This is a genomic window from Bradyrhizobium sp. LM2.9, assembly GCF_054056555.1.
Window position 1 is genome coordinate 2,464,266 of sequence record NZ_JBSRYJ010000002.1, and the last position, 19,407, is coordinate 2,483,672.

The window sequence follows — 19,407 nt, forward strand, 5'->3', positions numbered from 1 at the left end:
GTCATGCTCCGCCTTGTCCGCAATTGCGTACTGGGGTGGGGCATCCAGTACGCCGCGGCCGCCATAGAGCCTCGCTGTCTCGGAGTACTGGATCGCCCGGTCAAGCCGGACGATGAGAGCGTGTTTTGTGGCGTACCGGTAGCGTGAGCGTGTGATGGCGTATGCGGCGACAGCGGGGGAGATGAATGCAGCGGTTCGCGCGGCGCCCGGCGTGCTGGCCCTTCAGCGTGCGCTGGTGTGGCTGGTCGGCGCCTCCGGCGCGATCGTCTTCATTGAGCCGAGCCCCTACGAGATCGTGACGTTGCTCGCCACCATCACCTTCTTCGCCACCGGTCTGCGCTTGCGGCTCGCGCTGATGCCGCTGGTGCTGATGCTGGTCCTGCTCAATGTCGGCTACACGATCAGCGCGATCCCGTTATTCGAACAGTCCGAGGTGGTGAGCTGGATTGCGACCTCCTGGTACATGGCGGTGACGGTCGTGTTCTTCGCCATGGTCACATCGGAGGACACCACGGCCCGGCTCGACATGCTCCGCCGCGGACTCGTGATCGGCGCGATGGTTGCCTCCCTGTCGGCGGTCGCCGGCTACTTCCACCTGGTCCCCGGCGGAGACGACCTCCTCACACTTTATGGACGCGCCCGCGGCACGTTCAAGGACCCGAACGTGCTCGGCGCCTTCCTGATCCTGCCGGCGCTGTTTTCGCTCCAGAGCGTGGTTTCCGACAAGCTCGGCAAGGCGTTCCGCAACGTCATCGCCTTCGGCATCATGTCGCTGGCGATCCTGCTCGCTTTCTCCCGCGCCGCCTGGGGCGGGCTGGTGCTGACATCCGCCTTCATGCTGGCGCTGATGGTGCTGACCAGCCGCACCAACGCGCAGCGCTCGCGCATCATTGTCATGGCGATCCTGGCCGCGGTGCTGGGCCTGGCGCTGATCGCGGTGTTGATGTCGTTCGATTCCATCGCCGAAATGTTCAAGCAGCGCGCGAGCTTCGACCAGAGCTATGACGAAGGCCGGTTCGGCCGGTTCGGCCGGCACATCCTCGGTGCGGAGATGGCGCTCGACCTGCCGTTCGGCATCGGCCCCCTGCAATTCCACCGCTTCTTCCCCGAGGACACCCACAACTCCTACCTCAATGCCTTCATGTCCGGCGGCTGGCTGTCCGGCATCTGCTATCCCGCGCTGGTCTTCACGACCGTCATCATGGGCTTTCGACACATCTTCGTTCGCGTGCCATGGCAGCGCGCCTATCTCGCCGTCTTCTCCGCCTTCGTCGGCACAGTCGGCGAAAGTTTCGTGATCGACACCGACCACTGGCGGCACTTCTGGATGATGCTGGGCGCGATGTGGGGCATGATCGCGGCCGCACAGATCTACAAGATCAGGGCTGGCGACGAAGCTTCTTCAGCTTGAGATCGGGACGCTTCTCCGGCGGCGTGTCTAGCAGGCCCTTCAGCGCCGCGGTCGCCGCGAGCACGCCCTTGTAGCCCTCATTGGCGAAGCGCAGCAGCAAGCGCAATTCCGCGTCGGAATAGCCGCCAAAAACCTTCTCCATCGCCTGCTGCATCGGCACGTAGAACTGGCCGAGCCTTTCTATCGCCTCCGACACGACAGCAATGAAGACCTTGCGGCGATCGGCATCGTCGCGTTCCCGGCGCACCAGCCCCGCCTTTTCGAGCCGGTCGACCACGCCGGTGATGGCGCCCGTCGTCAGGCCCGTGACTTCGGCGAGCCGGCCGGCGGTGACGCGGCCTTCGAGATACAGGATGTCCATGCATTCCAGGTCGGAATTGGCAATTCCGGCAACGTTCGCAACCGTCTGGCCATAGAGCACGCCCTGCGCGGACGATCGGCGCATCGCCTCCTCGAGCTCCTGCAACAGCGCAGCGCGCGCCTTCGTCCTTGACAAGGCCGACCTCATATCTTAGTCGATATATATCTTAGTCACTAAGAGATTTAGCGACCTTAATTCTCCTAGCACCACGGAAACGTCGGGAGCAAGCCATGTCCAACCGTCCCCGCAAGGCCCTGATCATCGGCGCCGGCATCGCCGGCCCCGTCGCCGCGGTCCTGTTGCGCCGCGCCGGCATCGAGTCCGCGATCTACGAGGCCTGGCCCTATTCGAAAGGCATCGGCGGCGGCCTTCAGATCGCACCGAACGGCATGCAAGTCATGGACGAGATCGGCCTTTCGAACGAGCTGATCAGCCGTGGCTCGATCGCGGAGTCGTTCGACTTCTATTCGCAGGGCGGAGAGAGGCTCGGCTCGATCAATCGCGACATGGCGCGGCGATTCGGCCAGCCGGCGGTCAATGTCTGCCGCGCCACGCTGAACGAGATGCTGATCGACAAGGCCTGGTGCGCCTGTGTGTCGCTGTATTTCGAGAAGCGCCTGATCAAGATCGAGGACCGCGGCGACCAGCCGATCATCGCCTATTTCGCCGACGGCACCACCGCCGAAGGCGACTTCCTGATCGGTGCTGATGGCGTGCACTCGGTTGCACGGCGCCAGGTCGTGCCGGACGGACCGCAGCCGTTCGACACCGGACTGATCGGCTTCGGCGGCTTCGTTCCGTACGCCGTCCTCGACGGCCGGCCGATCGGCCGGAACGTCGAGACCACGTTCGGGCAGAGTGGCTTCTTCGGCTACGGCTATTGCAGTCCCGTTCCGAACGACGGTGTGATGTGGTGGAGCACGCAGCCCGCACACGGCATGGATGCGGCGATGTTCCGCGCGCTCGACCCCGCGACACTGAAGCAGCACCTGCGCGGCTTCCATCGCGGCTGGCATGATCCGATCCCCGCCATCATCGACGCGGCCGAGAACATCGTGGTCACCGACACGCTCGACGTCGCGACCCTGCCGACCTGGTCGCGCAAGCGCTCGCTGCTGATCGGCGACGCCGCGCATGCGACCAGCCCGCATGCCGGCCAGGGCGCCTCGCTCGCGCTGGAGGATGCGATGCGCCTCGCCCGGCTGATGCAGCAAGGCCAGGAGCTCGGCGCCACCTTCCAGGCCTTCGAGGCCGAGCGACGCCCGCGCGCGGAAAAGATCGTCGCTCTGGCGCGCCGGAACGGCAACAGCAAGCGCGAATTCAGCGCCACCGGCGCTTGGATCCGCAATCAGATGATGAAGTGGCTGCTGCCGCTGGGTTCGAAGAGCATGGAGTTCATGTACGCATACGACGCGCGGGCGGTGTAGTTGCGAACGCTGTCATGCCCGCGAAGGCGGGCATCCAGTACGCCGCGACCTCTCGATTCGATCAGTGCCATCTCTGGGATACCGGATCGTCCGGTCAAGCCGGACGATGACACCGCGATTGTGGCAAGTGACCGCCTCTATCTCTCCACGGCGAATGTCAGCCCGGCGTGCTCGACCAGCCGCTTGATCAGCTTGTGCTGCATCGCTGCGCCCGGCGTCCAGAAGCCCGCGGCGACGTCTGTCGCGTCACGCAGCATGCAGATGGCGCATTCGGAGATCATCTTCGAGGTCGAGCCATAGCCGGGATCGCGGTCGCCGGTGACGCCGGCGCGAACCATGCGGCCATCGGGTGCGATCGCGATATAGAGCAGGTCGAAGAGACCGTTTTCGCGCTCTTCCTTCGACGGCCCCTCGCCCGGCTTCGGTGCGTCGGGGCCCGTCTTGCCCGCATTGGCCGCCATCACGAGCTTGGCGTTGGCCTCGCCCTTCTCGCCGGGACCGGTCAGGACCATCTCGTCGTAGACGAAGTCCTGGCCGTAGGGGAAGCCCATCAGCATGTTGGAGCGATGGACGTTGCGCGTGTTGATCAGCGCCATCGTGAACGGCGCGGCCCAGGATTGCAGGTCCTCCTCGAGCAGCGACCTGTTGCCCTTCGGCTGCTTCGGGCCGGTGAAACCCGGTGTCAGCGCGAACGGATCGTTCAGGATCGTGATGAGGCTGATGTCTTTGGCAACCGCATCGAAGGTCGCCTTCGCGCTCGCCGCGGTGCCGCCCGAGAGCGTGCCGCGCATATCGCGCACGCGACCTTTCACGCGCGACGCCGGTGCGCCGAACATGCGCTTGGCCTCTTCCTGCACGAAGAACGCACCGAGCTCGAACGGCACGGAATCAAAGCCGCATGAAAACACGATGCGCGCGCCGCTCTCTTTTGCAGCCGCCTCGTACTTGTCGATCATCTGGCGCATCCAGATCGGTTCGCCGCAGAGATCGAAATAATCCGTGCCGGTGGCGACGCAGGCCGCGAGCAGTTCCTCGCCGTAGAGCTGATACGGACCCACCGTCGTGATCACCGACATCGTCCGTTCCGCCATCGCCTTCAGCGAAGCCGCGTCGGACGCATCCGCGACAATCAGCGGCGTGTTCCCGGGCGCGCCGACCGCATCGCGTACCGATTTCAGCTTGCCAAGGCTACGGCCTGCCATCGCCCATTTGAGCGTCTTGTCGCTCTTGTAATGCTGGGTCAGATATTCGGCGACGAGCTGACCGGTGAAACCGGTCGCACCGTAGACGATGATGTCGAATTTCGCAGAGCTCATGGTCGGCCTTTACTTCTTCGCGTAACTCACGCCCATGCCGGCACGGACGTCGCTTTGAATACCGTAGGGCGGGATCGGATAGCGCAGGCCGTTCTTGGCCAGCGCCTTCATGCCCAGAACCGCCTTGGTGAGATGTTCCGGCTTCAATGCCATCAGCATCTCCTCGTCGGGCACGCCGCCATAGCGCCGTTCGGCATAGCATGGCAAGGACAGGCTGGGCTCACCGCTTTTGAGCGCCCGTCCCCAGGAATCCGCGCACGCGGTCTCGCCGACGACACCCCATTCGAACTTCTTGTAGCCGGTATATTGCAGACCGTTGATCAAGATGATCATCTGTCCCGGCGTGGCGTAGACGAGGCAGATGTCGGGCGGATCGAGCCGGCCGCTGGCGAGCGGGCTGACCGCGAGCGCCTGGTACTGGCCGAACGGAACGACGTCCAGCGCCTCCTGGCGTTTGCGCGCGTCCTCTGCCGTGCCGTGCCAGACCCCGACATAGTTTTCGCCGGCGAGCCATTTCTCGTCCTGCGGTGCAAGGCCGATCACGGCGCGGCATTGCGCGCCGACGAGATCGTCGCCGGTAATGCCGACGGTCCAGCCGAGCCGCGAGGCCATGCTGACGATCTGGTCTGTCGTGTGAACCGCGTTCGGCCGCCGGATTTTCGGGATCGCCTCCATCTCCGCGGTACGCGCGAACAGCTTCATGCCGATCACCGTGGTCTTCAGCCGCAGCAGGCTGTTGAGATCGGCGACGAGGCCGGCAAGATCGATGCTGTCTGCACTCTGCTGTTGCATGGCGTCCTCCCGGCCGGCGGTCGCGCGCCGGCGCTATTTATTGTTTCTTGAACGGTTCTAGTCCTTCGCCGGTCCCGGGAGCAACTCGCTAGTCCGGCCCATCAGGCGGTAGGCAACGAGCCCGATCCATTCGCGCACGGCCACTTCGGTCCTGGCAAGACCGTCGCCGCCGACATTGGTGAAAGAGAGGAGATCGTCACGCCCGCCCATTCGCCAGTCCACGGGATAGGCTTCGACGTCAAATCCGGCCTCGCGGAAGATCCCCATCGCGCGCGGCATGTGAAAGGCCGACGTGACCAGGAGCCAGCGTTCGCCCGGCTTTGGCGATACCAATTTCCTGGTGAAGATCGCATTCTCCCAGGTGTTGCGGGAATCGCGATCGAGAATCAGGCGATCCTTCGCGATGCCGAGGCTTTCGAGGATCGGCGCGGAGTAGTCGGCCTCCCTGGAATCGGTTTCGACAAGATTCGCAGTGCCCCCGGTGAAGACGATGCGCGCATTGGGATAGCGGCGCGCGAGCCCGGCCGGCGCAAACAAGCGATCGGCCGCGTGCGAAACGACTGGCGTGCGATGCGCCGCCGACAGATCCGTGTCGATGGAGCCGCCAAGCACGATGATGCCATCGGGCGCGCCGCGCGCCGGGTCCCATGCTGGAAACCGCGATTCCAATGGATAGAGCAGCAGATTGCCGAGCGGCGAGAACGCAGCCAGCGCCAGCAGGACCAGCGTGGTCACGGCGAGCTTGCGGCCGAGCGCCGAAAAACGCGTCGCCATCAGCAGCAGCGACAGGATTCCCAGCTCGACCAGGAGATTGATCGGCAGCAGCGCGGTGCCGATGGTCTTGGAAAGAACGAAATACAGGGGAGCCTCGCTGGAATGATCGTGCCATGTGCGGGCTTGACCAGCCCGTCCATCTTCAGAAATCTTCTTGAAAGAGGATCGATCACCCGGTCAAGCCCGGGTTCGATGAAACCGGACGGACAAGCCACATGCCCCATCACCACCTGTATTCCAGCCCCGAAACCTGCCATTGGGGCTTCTTCGAAGCTGCGCTCAAGCCCGTCCTCACCATCGCGAGCGGTGACGAGGTGACGGTCGACACCATCAGCGGCGGCCCTGACATGCTGCCCGACCGCAGCAAGTTTCACATCCCGCCCGAGATGTTCGAGGTTCATGCCAAAAACGAGCGCATGCTCCCCGGCCATATCCTCACCGGCCCGATCGCGGTCGAAGGGGCCGAGCCCGGTGACGTGCTCGCGGTCGAGATCCTCGACGTCCAGCTCCGCCAGGATTGGGGCTGGAACATGATCAAGCCGCTGTCCGGCACTCTGCCCGACGATTTCCACGACACGCGCATCCTGAACATCCCGCTCGACCGGTCGCGGATGGTCGGCCGCATGCCGTGGGGACTCGACCTGCCGCTCAAGCCATTCTTCGGCGTGATGGGCGTTTCGCCGCCGCCGGCCTGGGGCCGCATCTCCTCGCTCGTTCCCCGCGCCATGGGCGGCAATCTCGACAACAAGGAGCTTGGCGCTGGTGCAACACTCTATCTGCCGGTATTCGTTCCCGGCGCGCTGTTCTCCTGCGGCGACGGCCATGCCGTGCAGGGCGACGGCGAGGTCTGCGTCACCGCGATCGAGACCGCACTCCAAGGCCGCTTCCGCCTGACGCTGCGCAAGGACCTCAGGCTCGATTATCCCCGCGGCGAGACGGCGACGCACTACATGACCATGGCGATGGACCCCGATCTCGACCAGTGCGTGGTGCGGGCGCTGCGCGATATGATCGTGTTGCTCGGCGAGAAGCGAAACCTGTCGCGCGAGGACGCCTATACGCTGTGCAGCCTGGCGGCCGATCTGCGGGTGACCCAGACCGTCAACGGCTGCAAGGGCATCCATTGCATGATCGAAAAGGCGATCGTGCACGGCTGATCCGGCCCGCCCTTTCTGACCCATCGACGCCACGCCGCCGCCCGGCCTCTCGGACGGCGCGTTGCGCCATGCCGAACTTCCCCAGCGATTCCAATGGGCTGACGCTTCGGCCGAAGCCGGATTTGACTTCCACCTCCAAACCTAAATAGACTCTTAATCGTTACTTTTATGTACCCGCGTATGAGGCTAGCGTTTAGGCATGGCCACCGAAAAAGCCGAGACTGACCGCATTCCCGTAACCTTGGCGCTCTCGACCATCACCTATCTGGAGAAGCTGGTGAGACAGGGCACCCACGGCACCAGCGTTCCCGGCGTCGCACGTACCTTGATCGAGGAAGGCATCCGTCTCGCCATCAAGGACGGGCTTTTGTCGATTCGCGACAATGGCAGGACGTGAGCGCGCACTGGGCGTGAGGCGGACGGATCTCGAGAGGCGGATGGCCGACATCTGCAACCTGGGACCGCTACAATGCCTGTTCTCTCACCGACTTCTTCACAGACCTGGACCGACGAACGAATCGAACTTCTGAAACAGCACTTCGAGGCCGGCCTCTCCTGCCGCGAGATCGCCGCCGACATCGGCGTCAGCCGCAACGCCGTGATCGGCAAGCTGTCCCGCCTGAATCTGACGCGCGGCCGGACCATCGACGACCGCAAGGTACAGAACAGGGGCACCGCGCCGGCGCGCGCGCCGCGGACCGTGCCGCGGCTGCAATACGAGATGCTCGCCACGATCTATGGCGACACCGGCGCGCCCGTAGTCACCGGCCCGATCGACGATGCCAATCGCTGCTCGCTGCTGGAGCTTGCCGAGAACCGCTGCCGCTGGCCGATCTCCACGCCTGGCGCAGACGATTTCTGCTTCTGCGGCAACTCCGCATCCGACGGCCAGTCCTATTGCGCCGGCCACAGCCGCCTCGCCTACCGGCCAAACTCCCGGGCGCGCGTGATGCGCAGCTGAGCCGTGCCCAAAAACGAAAAACCTCCGGCAGGGCATTGCCGGAGGTTTCTGGAGGCTTAGCATCACGCCAAGAGCCGCAACTTTCGTAAATCGGCTACAAGCCATATAGCTTAGTAACTCAGGTAAGTAAATAAGTTTGGGCCGGTCGAATCGCATGGCTCGTCTTCGTCGTCCGCACGGGCTACCGGATTTTCCGAAAGCCCATCTCGTAAAAAGCCCCGGCGGTTTCCCGCCGGGGCTAGTTCAGATCCGAAGACCTTAGCTTACCAGTTGCGCTGGGCGCGCAGCAGCAGGCTGTAGGTGTCCTGGTCCTTCAGCTCGTATGCAGCCGCCGGCTTGGCAACGCTTGCCAGCGTCGGCGCCGTGATCGTTCCCGAGTACTTCTGGTCGAGGTGGCTGTAGACGAAGTCAGCCGAGAAGGTCAGGTTCTTGACCGGCGTCCAGCGGGTGATGACGCCGATCTGGCCAATGTTGAAGTCCGGGTTGCAGGTACCGGTCAGCGAAGCAAACGCAGCGCTTCCGCAGATCAGGCCCTTGGCCGTGCCGCTGTAGTTGACCGCAGCCCACGCACCATAGAGCGCCGAGTTCCAGTACGGGTTCCAATTGTGGGTGTAAGCACCACGGAAGCCGTAGGTCTTGGTCAGCTCGAGGCCGCCGCCGGCACCGAACACCGCATCAGACACGCCGGCGAAGCCGATGCTCTGATACGCGGAGCTCGAGCTGCCGAACATCGAGTAGCTGGTCGCTGCCAGCTCCTGGAAGTTGTAGCGGCTCGCGCCATCGGTATAGACGCCCGAAATGTTGATCTGGTCGCCCGCGCCCGTTGGAATGTTCTTGATCGACAGTGCGAGTTGGACCGCCCAGCCCCATTTGTCCTCGGGATGACCGGTGGCTTCGGTTGCGCCGTAGTAGCCGACATGGTTGTCGTGTGCGGCAACCGATGCCTGGAACAGGCCCCAGGCCTGGTCGACGCGGACCATGCCAACGATGTCGGGCGCAGTGGTGCCACCGAGATCGTTCGCGCCATAAGCTCCGCCGAGAACGCCGGCCGTGGACATGGCGGCTGTGTTCCAGACGTTGGTCTGGAAGGCCAGCGACTGGTCCTGCGCCGAGATTGACGCCGTCACGCCCTGACCGAAATCGGCAGTGTAGGTGAACTGATTGACACCGTTGGTGGTGCCGCTGCCGCCGACGAGCTGGTCGAAGTTGTTGCCGGGATAGTTGATCCAGGGCGCGTCGAACTGCGACACGGACTTACCCATGGTGAAGCCGGCGAACTGGATGAAGGCGTAGTAGACGCCGAGCGAACCGCCCGAGATCGTGCCTGAACTTGCGTTGTTCGGCGCAGACACACCGGTACTTCCGAGTTGCGAGTAAACGGTCGCACCCGGCGTCGTGCCGCTTCCCGTATAAATGTCGGTCGTCCAGGTGAACACCGCGTCAAAATAGGTACGAACCACGCCGTACTCGGTCGCGGTACGCGTATCGATGTTGAGGTCCTCGCGAGCGCGAGTCGAGTAGTAGTTCGCCAGTCGGTTGTTCGCAGCGGCAACACTGCTATACGCACCGCTGTAGTTGCCTCCAGCATTGAGCGCAACTTCAGCACGCAGGTAGCCGCCGAGCTTGATGCAGGTATCGCTGCCCGGGATATAGTAGAAGCCCGCGCCGTACAGCGTGCAGATCTTCACGTACTCGACCGCCTTGGCCTTGACCGGAAGATCAGCCGCCTGAGCTCCACCGACGGCGATCAGACCCGCCGCAGTGCCGAGCAAAAGGCTCTTCACCATTTTCATTTAAACCTCCAAGTTGCTCATTTTACGGAGACTGGACCGTGAGGCCCCCCAGATCCCCGTCTCTAAATCCGCTCGGCCGCTTCGCGCTTTCGGACACACCCGCTTTCGACGCGAGGGACGTGAGCGGACCACCTGCAACGGGACGATCGAGTACCCCCCACCGTCACGGATCAATATGCATCCGCTGTTCCCTAATCAAAATAGTTTATTTAGTCAGCCTTATGGGTTTCACTAAACCTGTGCCCCGCGCGCAACACCGGGAGGAAGCGATTCAGCTGAGCAGATCATGTTTGTAGTTTTAGTGACAAAATTAGGTTGCTCTGCACTTGCGTCAGGGCAGGCTTGCGTGGACTATGGCTTGAACGACACCGGCCGCAAACAAGTCAGATCACGGGAGTGACGCTGTGTCAGCGACGAGGAAAGAAGGGGCGCGCCTCCGCCCCATCGGCAATCTGGATATCATCAGGCGTTTCACCTGGGAGATATCGTCGATCAACATGTATCTGGAGGAACTGCGTCAGTTCTGGGCGAGAACGCTCGGCATCAGCGGCCCGCAATGGCTGATCCTGATGGCGATCTCCGACCTCGACAAGGACGACGGCATTCCGGTCAACGTCGTCTCAAAACTCCTCCACGTCGATCCCTCGTTCGTCACCACCCAGTCCAAGCTGCTCGAGAAGAAGGGCCTGTTGCGCCGTCGCCCTTCGCCGACCGATGCGCGGGTGGTCCGGCTGTCCCTGACCGAGAAGACGCAGAAGCACCTGGCGAGCCTCAATGATCAATACAAGACGATCAAGGAATTCGTCTTCCAGGAGTTCGACGAGAAAGAACTGACGGCATTCACCACCAAGCTCGCGACGCTGAAGACCCGCCTCGAAAAGGCCTGCGTCCGCCTGACCCTCGACTTCTGACGCAGCGGTCGCTGCTAGATGCGCCCGGCGGCCCCGAGCCGCGATTCGAGCCAGTCGAAGATGTATTCATTGGCAAGGCTAGGATTGTCCGCATGGGCCTGCGCCGCGCCGGTTTCGGCCGAGGTGAACACCTTCAGCATGACATCCGAGCTACCGAGCCGGGACGTCTGTACGATCTGACGCGCCCGATCGGCCTTGAGCCAGCCGTCCTCGCCCAGCGTGATCAGCACCGGACAGTCGGCGCTGGACGCCATCAGCGGAGCATGCGGCACCGGGACGATGCTGACGTCGCTCATGGCGAACCGGCTGGCAAAGAAGGCCCGCTCGTGCAGATCCCACAGTCCGCCGTCGCAGACGGCGGCGGCAAGCCGCGGCTCCTGCAGCACCGCGCGCGCCACGAAGGAAGAGCCCCAGCCATCGGCGACGATCGCGACGCGATCGAAATCGACGTCGCTGCACGTCTCCAGATAGTCCATGACGCACGGAATCGAACTCTCGAGATCCCGGCGCCGCAACAGCGCGTCGAGATAATCGTCGCGCTGGTCGCCAAAGAGATCCAGCGCCAGCAACGAGAATCCGCGCTCGCGCGCATGCGGCGCGAGCTTGAACAGGAACTCCTCCTTGCGGTGGCCGGGCTCGCCGATGCAGATCACGGTCGGGGCACGCACTCTTCCCGACGGCGCGGGCAGAAAATAGCCCTGCAACGAATGTCCGTCGAGCCAGGGGATCGTCACGACTTTCCCGGCCGGGTCGCGCGCCGCGAGGGAGCGGCGGGCGCAATCCTGCATCGCGAGCACCGCGACCCAGCGGCGCTCGTCGGCCTGATCGAGCGGCATTGCGGCCGCACTGTAGTAATTCATGGCGCGCAGCCAGTTGCGCTGTGCGGTCGCCCTGTGACCTTCGGCGAACGCGGCCTCGGCGCGATGCCGATTGGCCTGCGCCAGCTTCTTCCACTCGCGATGCCAGGACTGGTCTTCGCCCCGCTTCAGCCGCCGCGCGATCATCAGGCATTCCGCGATCGTGGCGCCGCCCTCCTGGGCCGCGGTGAGGAGCCGCGTGAATTCAGCGGAGATGTCCTCTCGCTCCGGGCAAAGGATCCAGTCGTCGGAGAGACATGCGGGTATCATCGGGAGCTACGCTCTGGTCATCGCCTTACACGTCACTGACTAAACTATTTCAGTTCCCCGACCAAGCTGCCGTGCACCGAATGAGAGCCGTTCGGGATCACCATCGCTTGAACGCATGGAATGTGTCGCATGCGTGACATTCCAATTCGTCATAAGTGGCCGAGCACTGGCAAGAGGCGGCACGTAAAATGACCTGCGCGCCCCTTGCGATGATGACCATCATACCTATATCGGCGCGCGCTCGCCGACGGCCTCAGCAACCAGCTTCAACCAAGCCGCCAGCCGACTTCCTGCGTAAAGCTTTCGTAGAAGGATCTTTCATAGGCGTGCTCCGGCGCAGCACGAACGCGCTCGTCAAGGCGCTTTGCGTCCTCGCCCACAAGAATGCGCCACTGCTCTGCCTTGACGCCGTCGAGGATAATCTTCGCGGCCTGCGAGGCGGTCGTCGGTGCATCCTCGAGGAAGCTGCGGGCGCGCTCGGCGAACACCGCCTGGACGTCGTCGTCCGACATCTTGTCAGCATCCGGAACGCCGGCCGCGACCATGCGCTTGCGGGTCAGCGCGACCTCGTCGGCGTTGAGCCGCTCCGAGCCGTCGACGCTTTGCACCTTGCGCGAGTTGGACACGATCGAGGTGCCGATATGGCCAGGCATCACCACCGAGCATTTGACGTGCGGCGCGTGCAGGCGGAGGTCGTTGATCAGCGCTTCGGTAAATCCCTTCACGGCGAACTTCGCCGAGCTGTAGGCGGTGTGCGCCTGCCCCATGCCGATCGAAGCCCAGAAGCCGTTGACGCTCGCGGTGTTGACGATGTGGGCCTCGTCCGCCGCGACCAGCATCGGCAGGAAGGTGCGGACGCCAAGATAGACGCCGCCCCAGCAGATGTTGAAGGTGCGCTCCCACTGCTCGCGCGTGTTGGTGAACAGGCTGCCGCCGCCACCGATGCCGGCGTTGTTGAACAGGAGATGGATCCGATCGGTCTTCTGCTGCTCGGCGAGCTCGTCGCGAAATCGCTTCAGATGATCCTCGATCGAGACGTCGGCGACATGGGTCGTGACGCGCAGGCCCTGCGGCAGTTTCTCGACCTCGCATAGCCGCTTGGTCTGGGCCATCGCGGCTTCCGAGACGTCGCACATGGCGACATTGCAGCCCTCGGCGACGAGCTGCCGTGCGAGCTCGCGTCCCATTCCCGTACCGCCGCCGGTGATGACGGCGATCTTTCCTGCAAAATCCTTCATGGGACTTTCGGCCCCTCCCCTTGTCGGTGTGTTTCTTCATGGCCGCGCCGCGCATCGGGGCGCAGCGCAAAATGTAGCAGCGCCGCATCCGCAGGTAAAAGCGGATCGGCGCTGCCATTTTCATCAGTAATTTCGGGGGGCGGACTATTCGGCCGCTTCGACGCGCGCCCCGTTCAACGCGCCGAGACCGTCCAGCGCCTTACGGACCGCCGCCTGCTGCGCGGGCGATGCCTCCGGCATCGGCGCCCGCGGATAAGTCCTGGGCAGACCCTGGAGCGTCTGCGCATAGCGCGTGCAGGCCGGCAAATTGTCGGCGATCACAGCGTTCCAAAGCGTCAGCAGCTTCTTGTGCAGGTCGAGCGCGCGCGGATGGTCGCCCGCCTTGACCGCATCCCACAGTGCGACCGAGGCATGCGGCGCCGCGGTCAGAATCGCGGCGATCGAACCATGCGCCCCCAATGTGTAGGACGGATACATCAGCGCATCGACCGCGCTGTAGATCAGCTTGTCCGGCGCCATCATCATCAGGTCCGCGAACAGTTTCAGATCGCCCGCGCTCTGCTTGACGCCGACCACCAGCGGCACTTCGGTCATGATCCGCGTCAGGAGCGCCGGCGAAAGGTACGACCACGGCACCACGTTGTAGATGATGATGGGCATGCCGGTCTCGTCGGCCATGGCGCGGAAATGCGCCACCATCGCCTCGTCGTCCGGCTTGAACAGATAATGCACCGGCGTGACCTGGAGCGCGGCGACATTCATGTCGCGCACGAGCTTGCCGCGGCGGATCGCATCGCGCGTGGAATCGACGATAATGCCGGCGATCACGGGAATGCGTCCCTTCACCGCCGCAACCGTCGCTTCCATCAGATCGCGATATTCCTCGTGATCGAGCGTATGCCCCTCGCCGGTCGAACCGCCGGCCGCGACGCCATGCGCCCCGGCGCCGATCATCCAGTCGACCTGGGGCGCCACGAGTGTGGTGTCGATCTCGCCATCCTTGCGGAACGGCGTCGTCATCGGCGGAATCACGCCGGTCGGTCGTGCCTTCATGGTCTGTCCTCGCGTTTCCATAACGGTCCCGCTCTTTTGGCGAGGATCCGTACGAGCCCAGCCTATCGGCTGTGCAGGCCCTGTGAAGGGCTGCCCGCGCGGCGCTGCCCCCAGCATTCAACATCCCTGCAGTCATCCGTTCCCGGTTCCCCGTATTTGCCCAGCTTCGGTTTTAGAGCAATTTTTACAATCCGAATCGTCAAATGGACTCCGGACGCTGGGTCGAGTCGGCCAGGCCAGCGTGTTGTTTGCGTCACAGGCTCTGGCACTCCGCTTGCATTCTCTTCGTGGTCAGAAACAACCGATGAGGTGACTGGAATGTTCGTGACCGTCGTTGCCGTGCTCTGCCGGCTGAGTGCAGCCAGCTCAGGCAGTTGCATCGAGGAAATCGTGACCGACAGCAACATGACGCCCGAGATGTCGATGATGCAGTGCGCGATCGGCGCACAGGCGCCCTTGGCGAAATGGATGGGCGAGCATCCGATCTATCACGCCAACTGGCGCCTCGATCGCTACAAATGCGTGCCGGGTCACTACGAGATCAAGAGCCACGCCTAAGGCTCCGCAAAACTGCTGATACATGAGGAAACGCCCGGGGGATGCCTTTTCCCGCCGCGGCAACGGCGCCAGACCCATAGAGGCGGCGCGACCTGTGACATCGATCACACCCTCCCCTTAAGCCACCGCACGCAAGTGATCCCACACGCTCGCCGCCCCTCCGGCGTCGCCATCGGCGCGCAATGTGCAGCTGGTCACGGAGCAGATGCAGCTCGACCGCCACGCCCACCGCCCTCGGCGCGCTCCGTGAGATCGACTCTGTCGGGCTAGACCAGATCGAAGTTGCACCGCGTCCTCGCCGAACCGATCCCGCGCACCGGCCAGCTCAAACACGTCGAAGCTTTCAACCGCGAGGTCGACACAACTTAGTGCGCGCCATCTCGAAAGCCGCCGCAAGGAGATGCGCAAGACCGCCCGGCTTGGCCGCCTTCATCTGCGTCAGCGCAATCGAAGCCGTCGCGCAGACCACAGAGGAGGGTGAGGACGCTGGTGGACGAGACGACAAGGATGGTGGTTGAGTATCTGAGGCAAGAAATTCCACAGAATATAAGGCGAGCTCCTCGAAGCAAATCGAAGCCGCCCAACAATGGAACAAAATTCGAGCCCAAGAATACCTCAACGCGTCTAACCGCAAACGACCGCAGCTCAACTGAAGAGGACAGCGACACTTGGTAGATACACATACCGGCCTACAACGCAGGCGCAATATGCAAGCGATAAGATCAACTAACACCCGGCCTGAACTTGTCGTCCGGAGCCTGTTGCATGCTAGGGGTTTTCGCTACCGTCTACACGTCCGATCTCTACCGGGTCGTCCCGATATAGTGCTGAAGCGATATCGCACCGCTATCTTTGTACATGGGTGCTTTTGGCACCAGCATGGTTGCCCGAGAAGTTCGTTGCCAAAATCCCGCAAAAGCTATTGGCACCCAAAACTCAGCAACAATGTCGAACGTCACAAACGTCAGGTAAACGAACTCCGTGCACTTGGGTGGCGCGTCATTACAATCTGGGAATGCGAAGTTGACACGCCCACCCTTGCTCGTCGCCTACGCACACTCTTCAAACGGCAACTAGATTATCGATAGCCTCAATTTCGTCGAAATGAGTTCATCGATAAGTTGCTCAATCGTCTTCGCGTCTAAAGCATCGAGCAATCGGTAGCCGCCAAGTCCATTGAGCTGCACCATGAGCGAGCGAAACGTGCTTCGCTCAAAGAGTTTCTTCTTCCCATCGTAAGACTTGGCAAGCTTCATCAAGAGAGCCGAAAAGACGGGCACACTCTGCGCGGTGGTTGGACGCTCGACAATGTTAGCCCGAACGTCTGACCGAAACAGGAGAATATCGAGAGCCTGCTTGAGCGGCATGCTGTTAACGCGGGAGCACAAATGGCCCATCCACCAGAGTCGAGCGCCGATATTGTCGCGCTCGAGTTGGCGCTGATTGCTCCCGAAGAAGTGCGCCAAGACATGATCAACCGCATCATCTGTCTTTGAAGGTATCGGCCACCGAGCCCGTGCATGAGGCAACAGCACCGTGTGGCTCAACATAGCCCACAGACGCTCATCTGCCGCTTGGTACGGAGTTAGACTGGGTAACGCATCCAGCATTGTTATGCAATTTTCTGATTCGAAGATTTGGGCTCCGACAGGCGTACGAAGGCTCGCGACCTTCTCCTCGACCAACTCCACTTCGCTATTGAAACTCAGCGCTGGATCTAAAGTTAAGTACTCGAATTCACCTGAACGATAGAGATCCAGATTTGAACTAACCTTCGACCGAAGCTCTGCGAGCGCCCGTTCTCGCAGCAATTTCACCTTCATCGTTCATCCTCCGAAAAGGCGTACTGATTTAAGAGATTGAGAGGAGTTCGTAACAATGTTTGAGCCACAATGTACGTTTCGTGCGTCCGAAGATCGAGCGCGGCGTTGTGGCACTGCTGTTCAATAACCCGAGCCCATCTCTTTTCTTCAGTCAGACCCGGCTCCTCTTTGAGCCTTTGAATTGCCTCCATAATAGCAGCAAAATAGATTGAATTAAGTAGAACAGCTTGGTTACGCTTAGTGTTCCGGGCTTTATCTATTACCTCTTTGGCTTCAGCACTCAGGAGGACTTGAAGTTTATCCTCGTCAAAGTGAATCCGCCACTCGAACCCAGACAAGTTATCGTCCTTCACGATTTGCAGAATTGAACTGACAGGCTTGAAAAGCTCTCGATCGATGTAAATGACCTTAGGCTCGTCCGCAGCGAGCACCTCCCCGACTGCAAACTCGAACGAATCTTTGCGAAACTCCTTGTTGATGTCCTTCGCTCCGAACCTTTGGATTGGCTTGGTTGCGACGACGAACGGATAGATGATTACCTCTCCCTTGAACGAGGAGCTATCGAAAGACTTTTTGAGCTCAAACTTCTGAGTGGTCACCGCCTGTCGGAAGTAGGTCTCGCGGCAGGCAAAAATGACGGAAACCGCTGCGTTTCCCTTCTCGACCTGCTTTTTGATTTCGGCCGAGCTTAGGGCAACCGAAATCTTCACGTCGACTTTCGCATTGTTTTTTGCTCCGCTAAAGTCGACGGACACTTGAAATTCAGAATCCAGGTAGTCGTCAACGTGCGGTCGCAGGACCGGATACGGAAATGCCTTTTGATGATCAAATCTCATGGCCCGTAACCTTCATCGCACCCAAAAAACTACCCTCAAGATCAATATCGAAGGAAACCCGCTCACCCTTCTTGACCGGCAGGTTCACGGCTCCCTTTTTGACTTTCCCTAGGCTGCACTTGAGGACATTGAGCCGTCGGTCAGTGTCCGCGCCAGCTTCGTACAAGGTCACTTCCACTTTGCCAGAGAACGAAGATGTGAAAGCAACGCGGCGCCGCTTTTCCGAAAGCGGCACAGAGCGGACGTTGTTCAGGTCCATGACCTGAGGTGACCCCGCAACTTTGCCACCGTTGCCATTGCCCGTAGCCTTACCCCCGCCTTGGCCGCCTCCACCCTTGCTCCCGGTCTGTCCAGAGCCGCCCTCGTTTCCTACGTCTTCTTCACGAATAACTATTGCCTTGCGTTTGAGAGGCTGCGCTCTTATTTGGATTGCGCCAATTGGATTGACCTCTTCGCCTTTCTCAGAAGACTGGTCGTCCGGAGAGTCATCTGCAAAGTAGTCCGCGAGCTCTCTGACGTCCGAGACATCCGCGACGGGATCGCGAGCGTGACGCTTGAGCATATCACGCACCCAGCGAGCCAGTTCGGACAATGCTCGCTGGCCTTTCGCCTGTTCGTCGGGCGGAAGACGCTCGGGCTCGAAATCGTCGTGCTTCGGAGGCTCCATATCACGGAGAAGGGTATTGCCTTTCTTGTTTTGGCACTCGACCACCCCGCAAAACTCTTTGTAGTCGCCAAATCGTTTTAGGTGCTCCATTTGGTCGGTGATAAACATACCGTTTCTCAGGACTGCAACGCGCTTTGGCATGCCTTCGCCAACGGCAATTCGAACTTCACAGAGCCCCAATTCTCGATTCTCCTGCGCCTCCACAAAGATTTCCTCCGTCCCAACCAGTGTGCGGAGAAACTGCCGCGCGTTCTGAAATGCTTCTGGTTCTCCCTTCATCCCCCGCAGATAATTTTCCCAGTCGGACTTTTCGAACAGCTCTAAGATAGTCTCTTTTGTGATCAGCTCTTTGCCGACTGTGACGATCAGCTTGCCTCGCCAAATTGCGCCAAAAAAATTCTCGAGAACCGACGCAATTAAAATCTTTTCCCAGTGCTGCACATCGCTGAATCCAAGCACGTAGAATGTCGTGCCGAGCCTTTTCGCGAGATCCGCCTGTTTCGGAGACCTCCTAAGCCAAACAGGTACATCGGATGAGCAACCCTCGACGGGCATGCAATTCTGCCGCACGCCCCAGTAGCCCGTCCCCTGATGCGTTTTGCCGTTCGCATCAACATGCGAGGTAAGCAACGCCTTCCCTTGCGTTAGCTGATGGTAGCCGTTTCCCTCTTTATACACGGTCGAGACAAACACGGTCCGAAGCTGGGAAACAGCGAACGGCGCAAACTTGCCGATGCCGTAAGAGCCCAAACCCGTATCATCGTCGTGCATTTCCTTCTTGCTGATGCCCGTTGCCTTCATGAACGCAAAGTAAGGCGTTCCGTTCTTGCAGGGGCCACGAATACCAGTAGTTTTAGACTCTCGAATCGCGAGCACGTTTATATGTTTCGCTTTCAATAATTTTTGCGCAGTGGCGAAAAAATCCTTCGCCTTCTTGCTATCGTTCGTCTCTGCTTTGGCACAGCGTTGAACCCCGTCCCTAAGCTGTTCGATTCCAGGGAGTTCGTCTGTCGCGATCTGCTTTAGCTCAAAGGCTACAGAGACAGGACTCCCCGAGGGTGCATCGAGACTGTTCTGAATGATTTCCCTCGCCAAGCTGCCAAAGGGGTTGCCGCGAAAGTGTTCAATGCCGGGATTGTTAAATCCTTCCCACTGATCAGCTTCGTCAACGGGAAACTCCCATCCGAGGGTCTTAGTCACCG

General features: G+C 61.2%; 19 protein-coding genes. 8 read left to right on the forward strand and 11 right to left on the reverse strand.

The genetic code is table 11. The annotated features are described in order from the left end of the window. Window positions 1-154: 154 nt before the first annotated feature. Window positions 155-1,411, forward strand: a complete 1,257-nt coding sequence (locus ACVWW3_RS13300) for an O-antigen ligase family protein (RefSeq protein ID WP_456649652.1) — start codon at window positions 155-157, stop codon at window positions 1,409-1,411. Here the strand turns inward: ACVWW3_RS13300 and ACVWW3_RS13305 are convergent. Continuing rightward, window positions 1,380-1,856 (reverse strand): MarR family transcriptional regulator, encoded by a 477-nt coding sequence (locus tag ACVWW3_RS13305; protein WP_456649832.1) that lies wholly within the window; start codon window positions 1,854-1,856, stop codon window positions 1,380-1,382. The genes ACVWW3_RS13300 and ACVWW3_RS13305 overlap by 32 nt on opposite strands. Window positions 1,857-2,002: 146 nt before the next feature. Between ACVWW3_RS13305 and ACVWW3_RS13310 the strand changes: the two genes are divergently transcribed. Then, window positions 2,003-3,199 (forward strand): FAD-dependent monooxygenase, encoded by a 1,197-nt coding sequence (locus ACVWW3_RS13310; protein ID WP_456649651.1) that lies wholly within the window; start codon window positions 2,003-2,005, stop codon window positions 3,197-3,199. Window positions 3,200-3,336: 137 nt separating this feature from the next. On the opposite strand, the gene ACVWW3_RS13315 is transcribed toward ACVWW3_RS13310, so the two are convergent. Genes ACVWW3_RS13315 through ACVWW3_RS13325 form a run of 3 tightly spaced genes read right to left on the reverse strand, consistent with a single transcriptional unit; the run spans window position 3,337 to window position 6,132 of the window. Continuing rightward, window positions 3,337-4,515, reverse strand: coding sequence for a saccharopine dehydrogenase family protein (locus tag ACVWW3_RS13315; RefSeq protein ID WP_456649650.1), 1,179 nt, complete (start codon window positions 4,513-4,515; stop codon window positions 3,337-3,339). Between the two features lie 9 nt (window positions 4,516-4,524). Next, entirely contained in the window at window positions 4,525-5,307 is a 783-nt protein-coding gene (locus ACVWW3_RS13320) for a DUF169 domain-containing protein (protein ID WP_456649649.1), read from the reverse strand. A 57-nt stretch (window positions 5,308-5,364) separates the two neighbouring features. Beyond that, window positions 5,365-6,132, reverse strand: a complete 768-nt coding sequence (locus tag ACVWW3_RS13325) for a YdcF family protein (RefSeq protein ID WP_456649831.1) — start codon at window positions 6,130-6,132, stop codon at window positions 5,365-5,367. A gap of 164 nt (window positions 6,133-6,296) precedes the next feature. On the opposite strand from ACVWW3_RS13325, the gene ACVWW3_RS13330 reads away from it, so the two are divergent. The 3 genes from ACVWW3_RS13330 (at window position 6,297) to ACVWW3_RS13340 (ending at window position 8,199) form a co-directional block, all read left to right on the forward strand. After that, window positions 6,297-7,238, forward strand: coding sequence for an acetamidase/formamidase family protein (locus ACVWW3_RS13330; protein WP_456649648.1), 942 nt, complete (start codon window positions 6,297-6,299; stop codon window positions 7,236-7,238). Between the two features lie 199 nt (window positions 7,239-7,437). Next, complete coding sequence (locus tag ACVWW3_RS13335; RefSeq protein WP_007603456.1) at window positions 7,438-7,635, forward strand: hypothetical protein; 198 nt, start codon at window positions 7,438-7,440, stop codon at window positions 7,633-7,635. A 72-nt stretch (window positions 7,636-7,707) separates the two neighbouring features. Beyond that, window positions 7,708-8,199 (forward strand): GcrA family cell cycle regulator, encoded by a 492-nt coding sequence (locus tag ACVWW3_RS13340; RefSeq protein WP_354104867.1) that lies wholly within the window; start codon window positions 7,708-7,710, stop codon window positions 8,197-8,199. Between the two features lie 263 nt (window positions 8,200-8,462). Here the strand turns inward: ACVWW3_RS13340 and ACVWW3_RS13345 are convergent, their stop codons facing one another. Then, the gene (locus ACVWW3_RS13345) at window positions 8,463-9,992 is read right to left on the reverse strand and encodes a porin (protein WP_247349399.1); all 1,530 of its coding nucleotides are present in this window, start codon (window positions 9,990-9,992) and stop codon (window positions 8,463-8,465) included. Between the two features lie 404 nt (window positions 9,993-10,396). On the opposite strand from ACVWW3_RS13345, the gene ACVWW3_RS13350 reads away from it, so the two are divergent. Then, window positions 10,397-10,903: a MarR family winged helix-turn-helix transcriptional regulator gene (locus ACVWW3_RS13350; protein WP_247443205.1), complete on the forward strand. Its 507-nt coding sequence runs from the start codon at window positions 10,397-10,399 to the stop codon at window positions 10,901-10,903. A gap of 14 nt (window positions 10,904-10,917) precedes the next feature. Here the strand turns inward: ACVWW3_RS13350 and ACVWW3_RS13355 are convergent, their stop codons facing one another. From ACVWW3_RS13355 to ACVWW3_RS13365, 3 genes are all read right to left on the reverse strand, one after another. Then, window positions 10,918-12,030, reverse strand: a complete 1,113-nt coding sequence (locus ACVWW3_RS13355; protein WP_456649647.1) for an alpha/beta hydrolase family protein — start codon at window positions 12,028-12,030, stop codon at window positions 10,918-10,920. Window positions 12,031-12,296: 266 nt separating this feature from the next. Beyond that, a complete protein-coding gene (locus ACVWW3_RS13360; RefSeq protein ID WP_456649646.1) occupies window positions 12,297-13,268 on the reverse strand; it encodes an SDR family NAD(P)-dependent oxidoreductase in 972 nt (323 codons plus the stop codon). Window positions 13,269-13,412: 144 nt separating this feature from the next. Next, window positions 13,413-14,321 carry a dihydrodipicolinate synthase family protein gene (locus tag ACVWW3_RS13365; RefSeq protein ID WP_354104871.1) on the reverse strand — a complete coding sequence of 303 codons (909 nt, stop codon included), beginning with the start codon at window positions 14,319-14,321 and terminating at the stop codon, window positions 13,413-13,415. A 318-nt stretch (window positions 14,322-14,639) separates the two neighbouring features. Here ACVWW3_RS13365 and ACVWW3_RS13370 point away from each other — a divergent pair, with 318 nt between their 5' ends. Both ACVWW3_RS13370 and ACVWW3_RS13375 read left to right on the forward strand, forming a co-directional pair. Continuing rightward, on the forward strand, window positions 14,640-14,879 hold the full coding sequence (locus ACVWW3_RS13370; protein ID WP_247349404.1) for a hypothetical protein: 240 nt from the start codon (window positions 14,640-14,642) through the stop codon (window positions 14,877-14,879). 668 nt (window positions 14,880-15,547) lie between these two features. Continuing rightward, window positions 15,548-15,967, forward strand: a complete 420-nt coding sequence (locus ACVWW3_RS13375; protein WP_456649645.1) for a very short patch repair endonuclease — start codon at window positions 15,548-15,550, stop codon at window positions 15,965-15,967. Here the strand turns inward: ACVWW3_RS13375 and ACVWW3_RS13380 are convergent. The 3 genes from ACVWW3_RS13380 to ACVWW3_RS13390 are packed head-to-tail and all read right to left on the reverse strand — an operon-like array spanning window position 15,953 to window position 19,405. After that, window positions 15,953-16,702 (reverse strand): DUF6339 family protein, encoded by a 750-nt coding sequence (locus tag ACVWW3_RS13380; protein WP_456671983.1) that lies wholly within the window; start codon window positions 16,700-16,702, stop codon window positions 15,953-15,955. The genes ACVWW3_RS13375 and ACVWW3_RS13380 overlap by 15 nt on opposite strands. After that, window positions 16,699-17,538 carry a hypothetical protein gene (locus tag ACVWW3_RS13385; RefSeq protein ID WP_456649643.1) on the reverse strand — a complete coding sequence of 280 codons (840 nt, stop codon included), beginning with the start codon at window positions 17,536-17,538 and terminating at the stop codon, window positions 16,699-16,701. Before ACVWW3_RS13385 ends, ACVWW3_RS13380 begins: the two co-directional genes overlap by 4 nt. Further along, on the reverse strand, window positions 17,528-19,405 hold the full coding sequence (locus tag ACVWW3_RS13390) for a hypothetical protein (RefSeq protein ID WP_456649642.1): 1,878 nt from the start codon (window positions 19,403-19,405) through the stop codon (window positions 17,528-17,530). The genes ACVWW3_RS13385 and ACVWW3_RS13390 overlap by 11 nt, the downstream gene beginning before the upstream one ends. Between the last annotated feature and the right edge of the window lie 2 nt (window positions 19,406-19,407).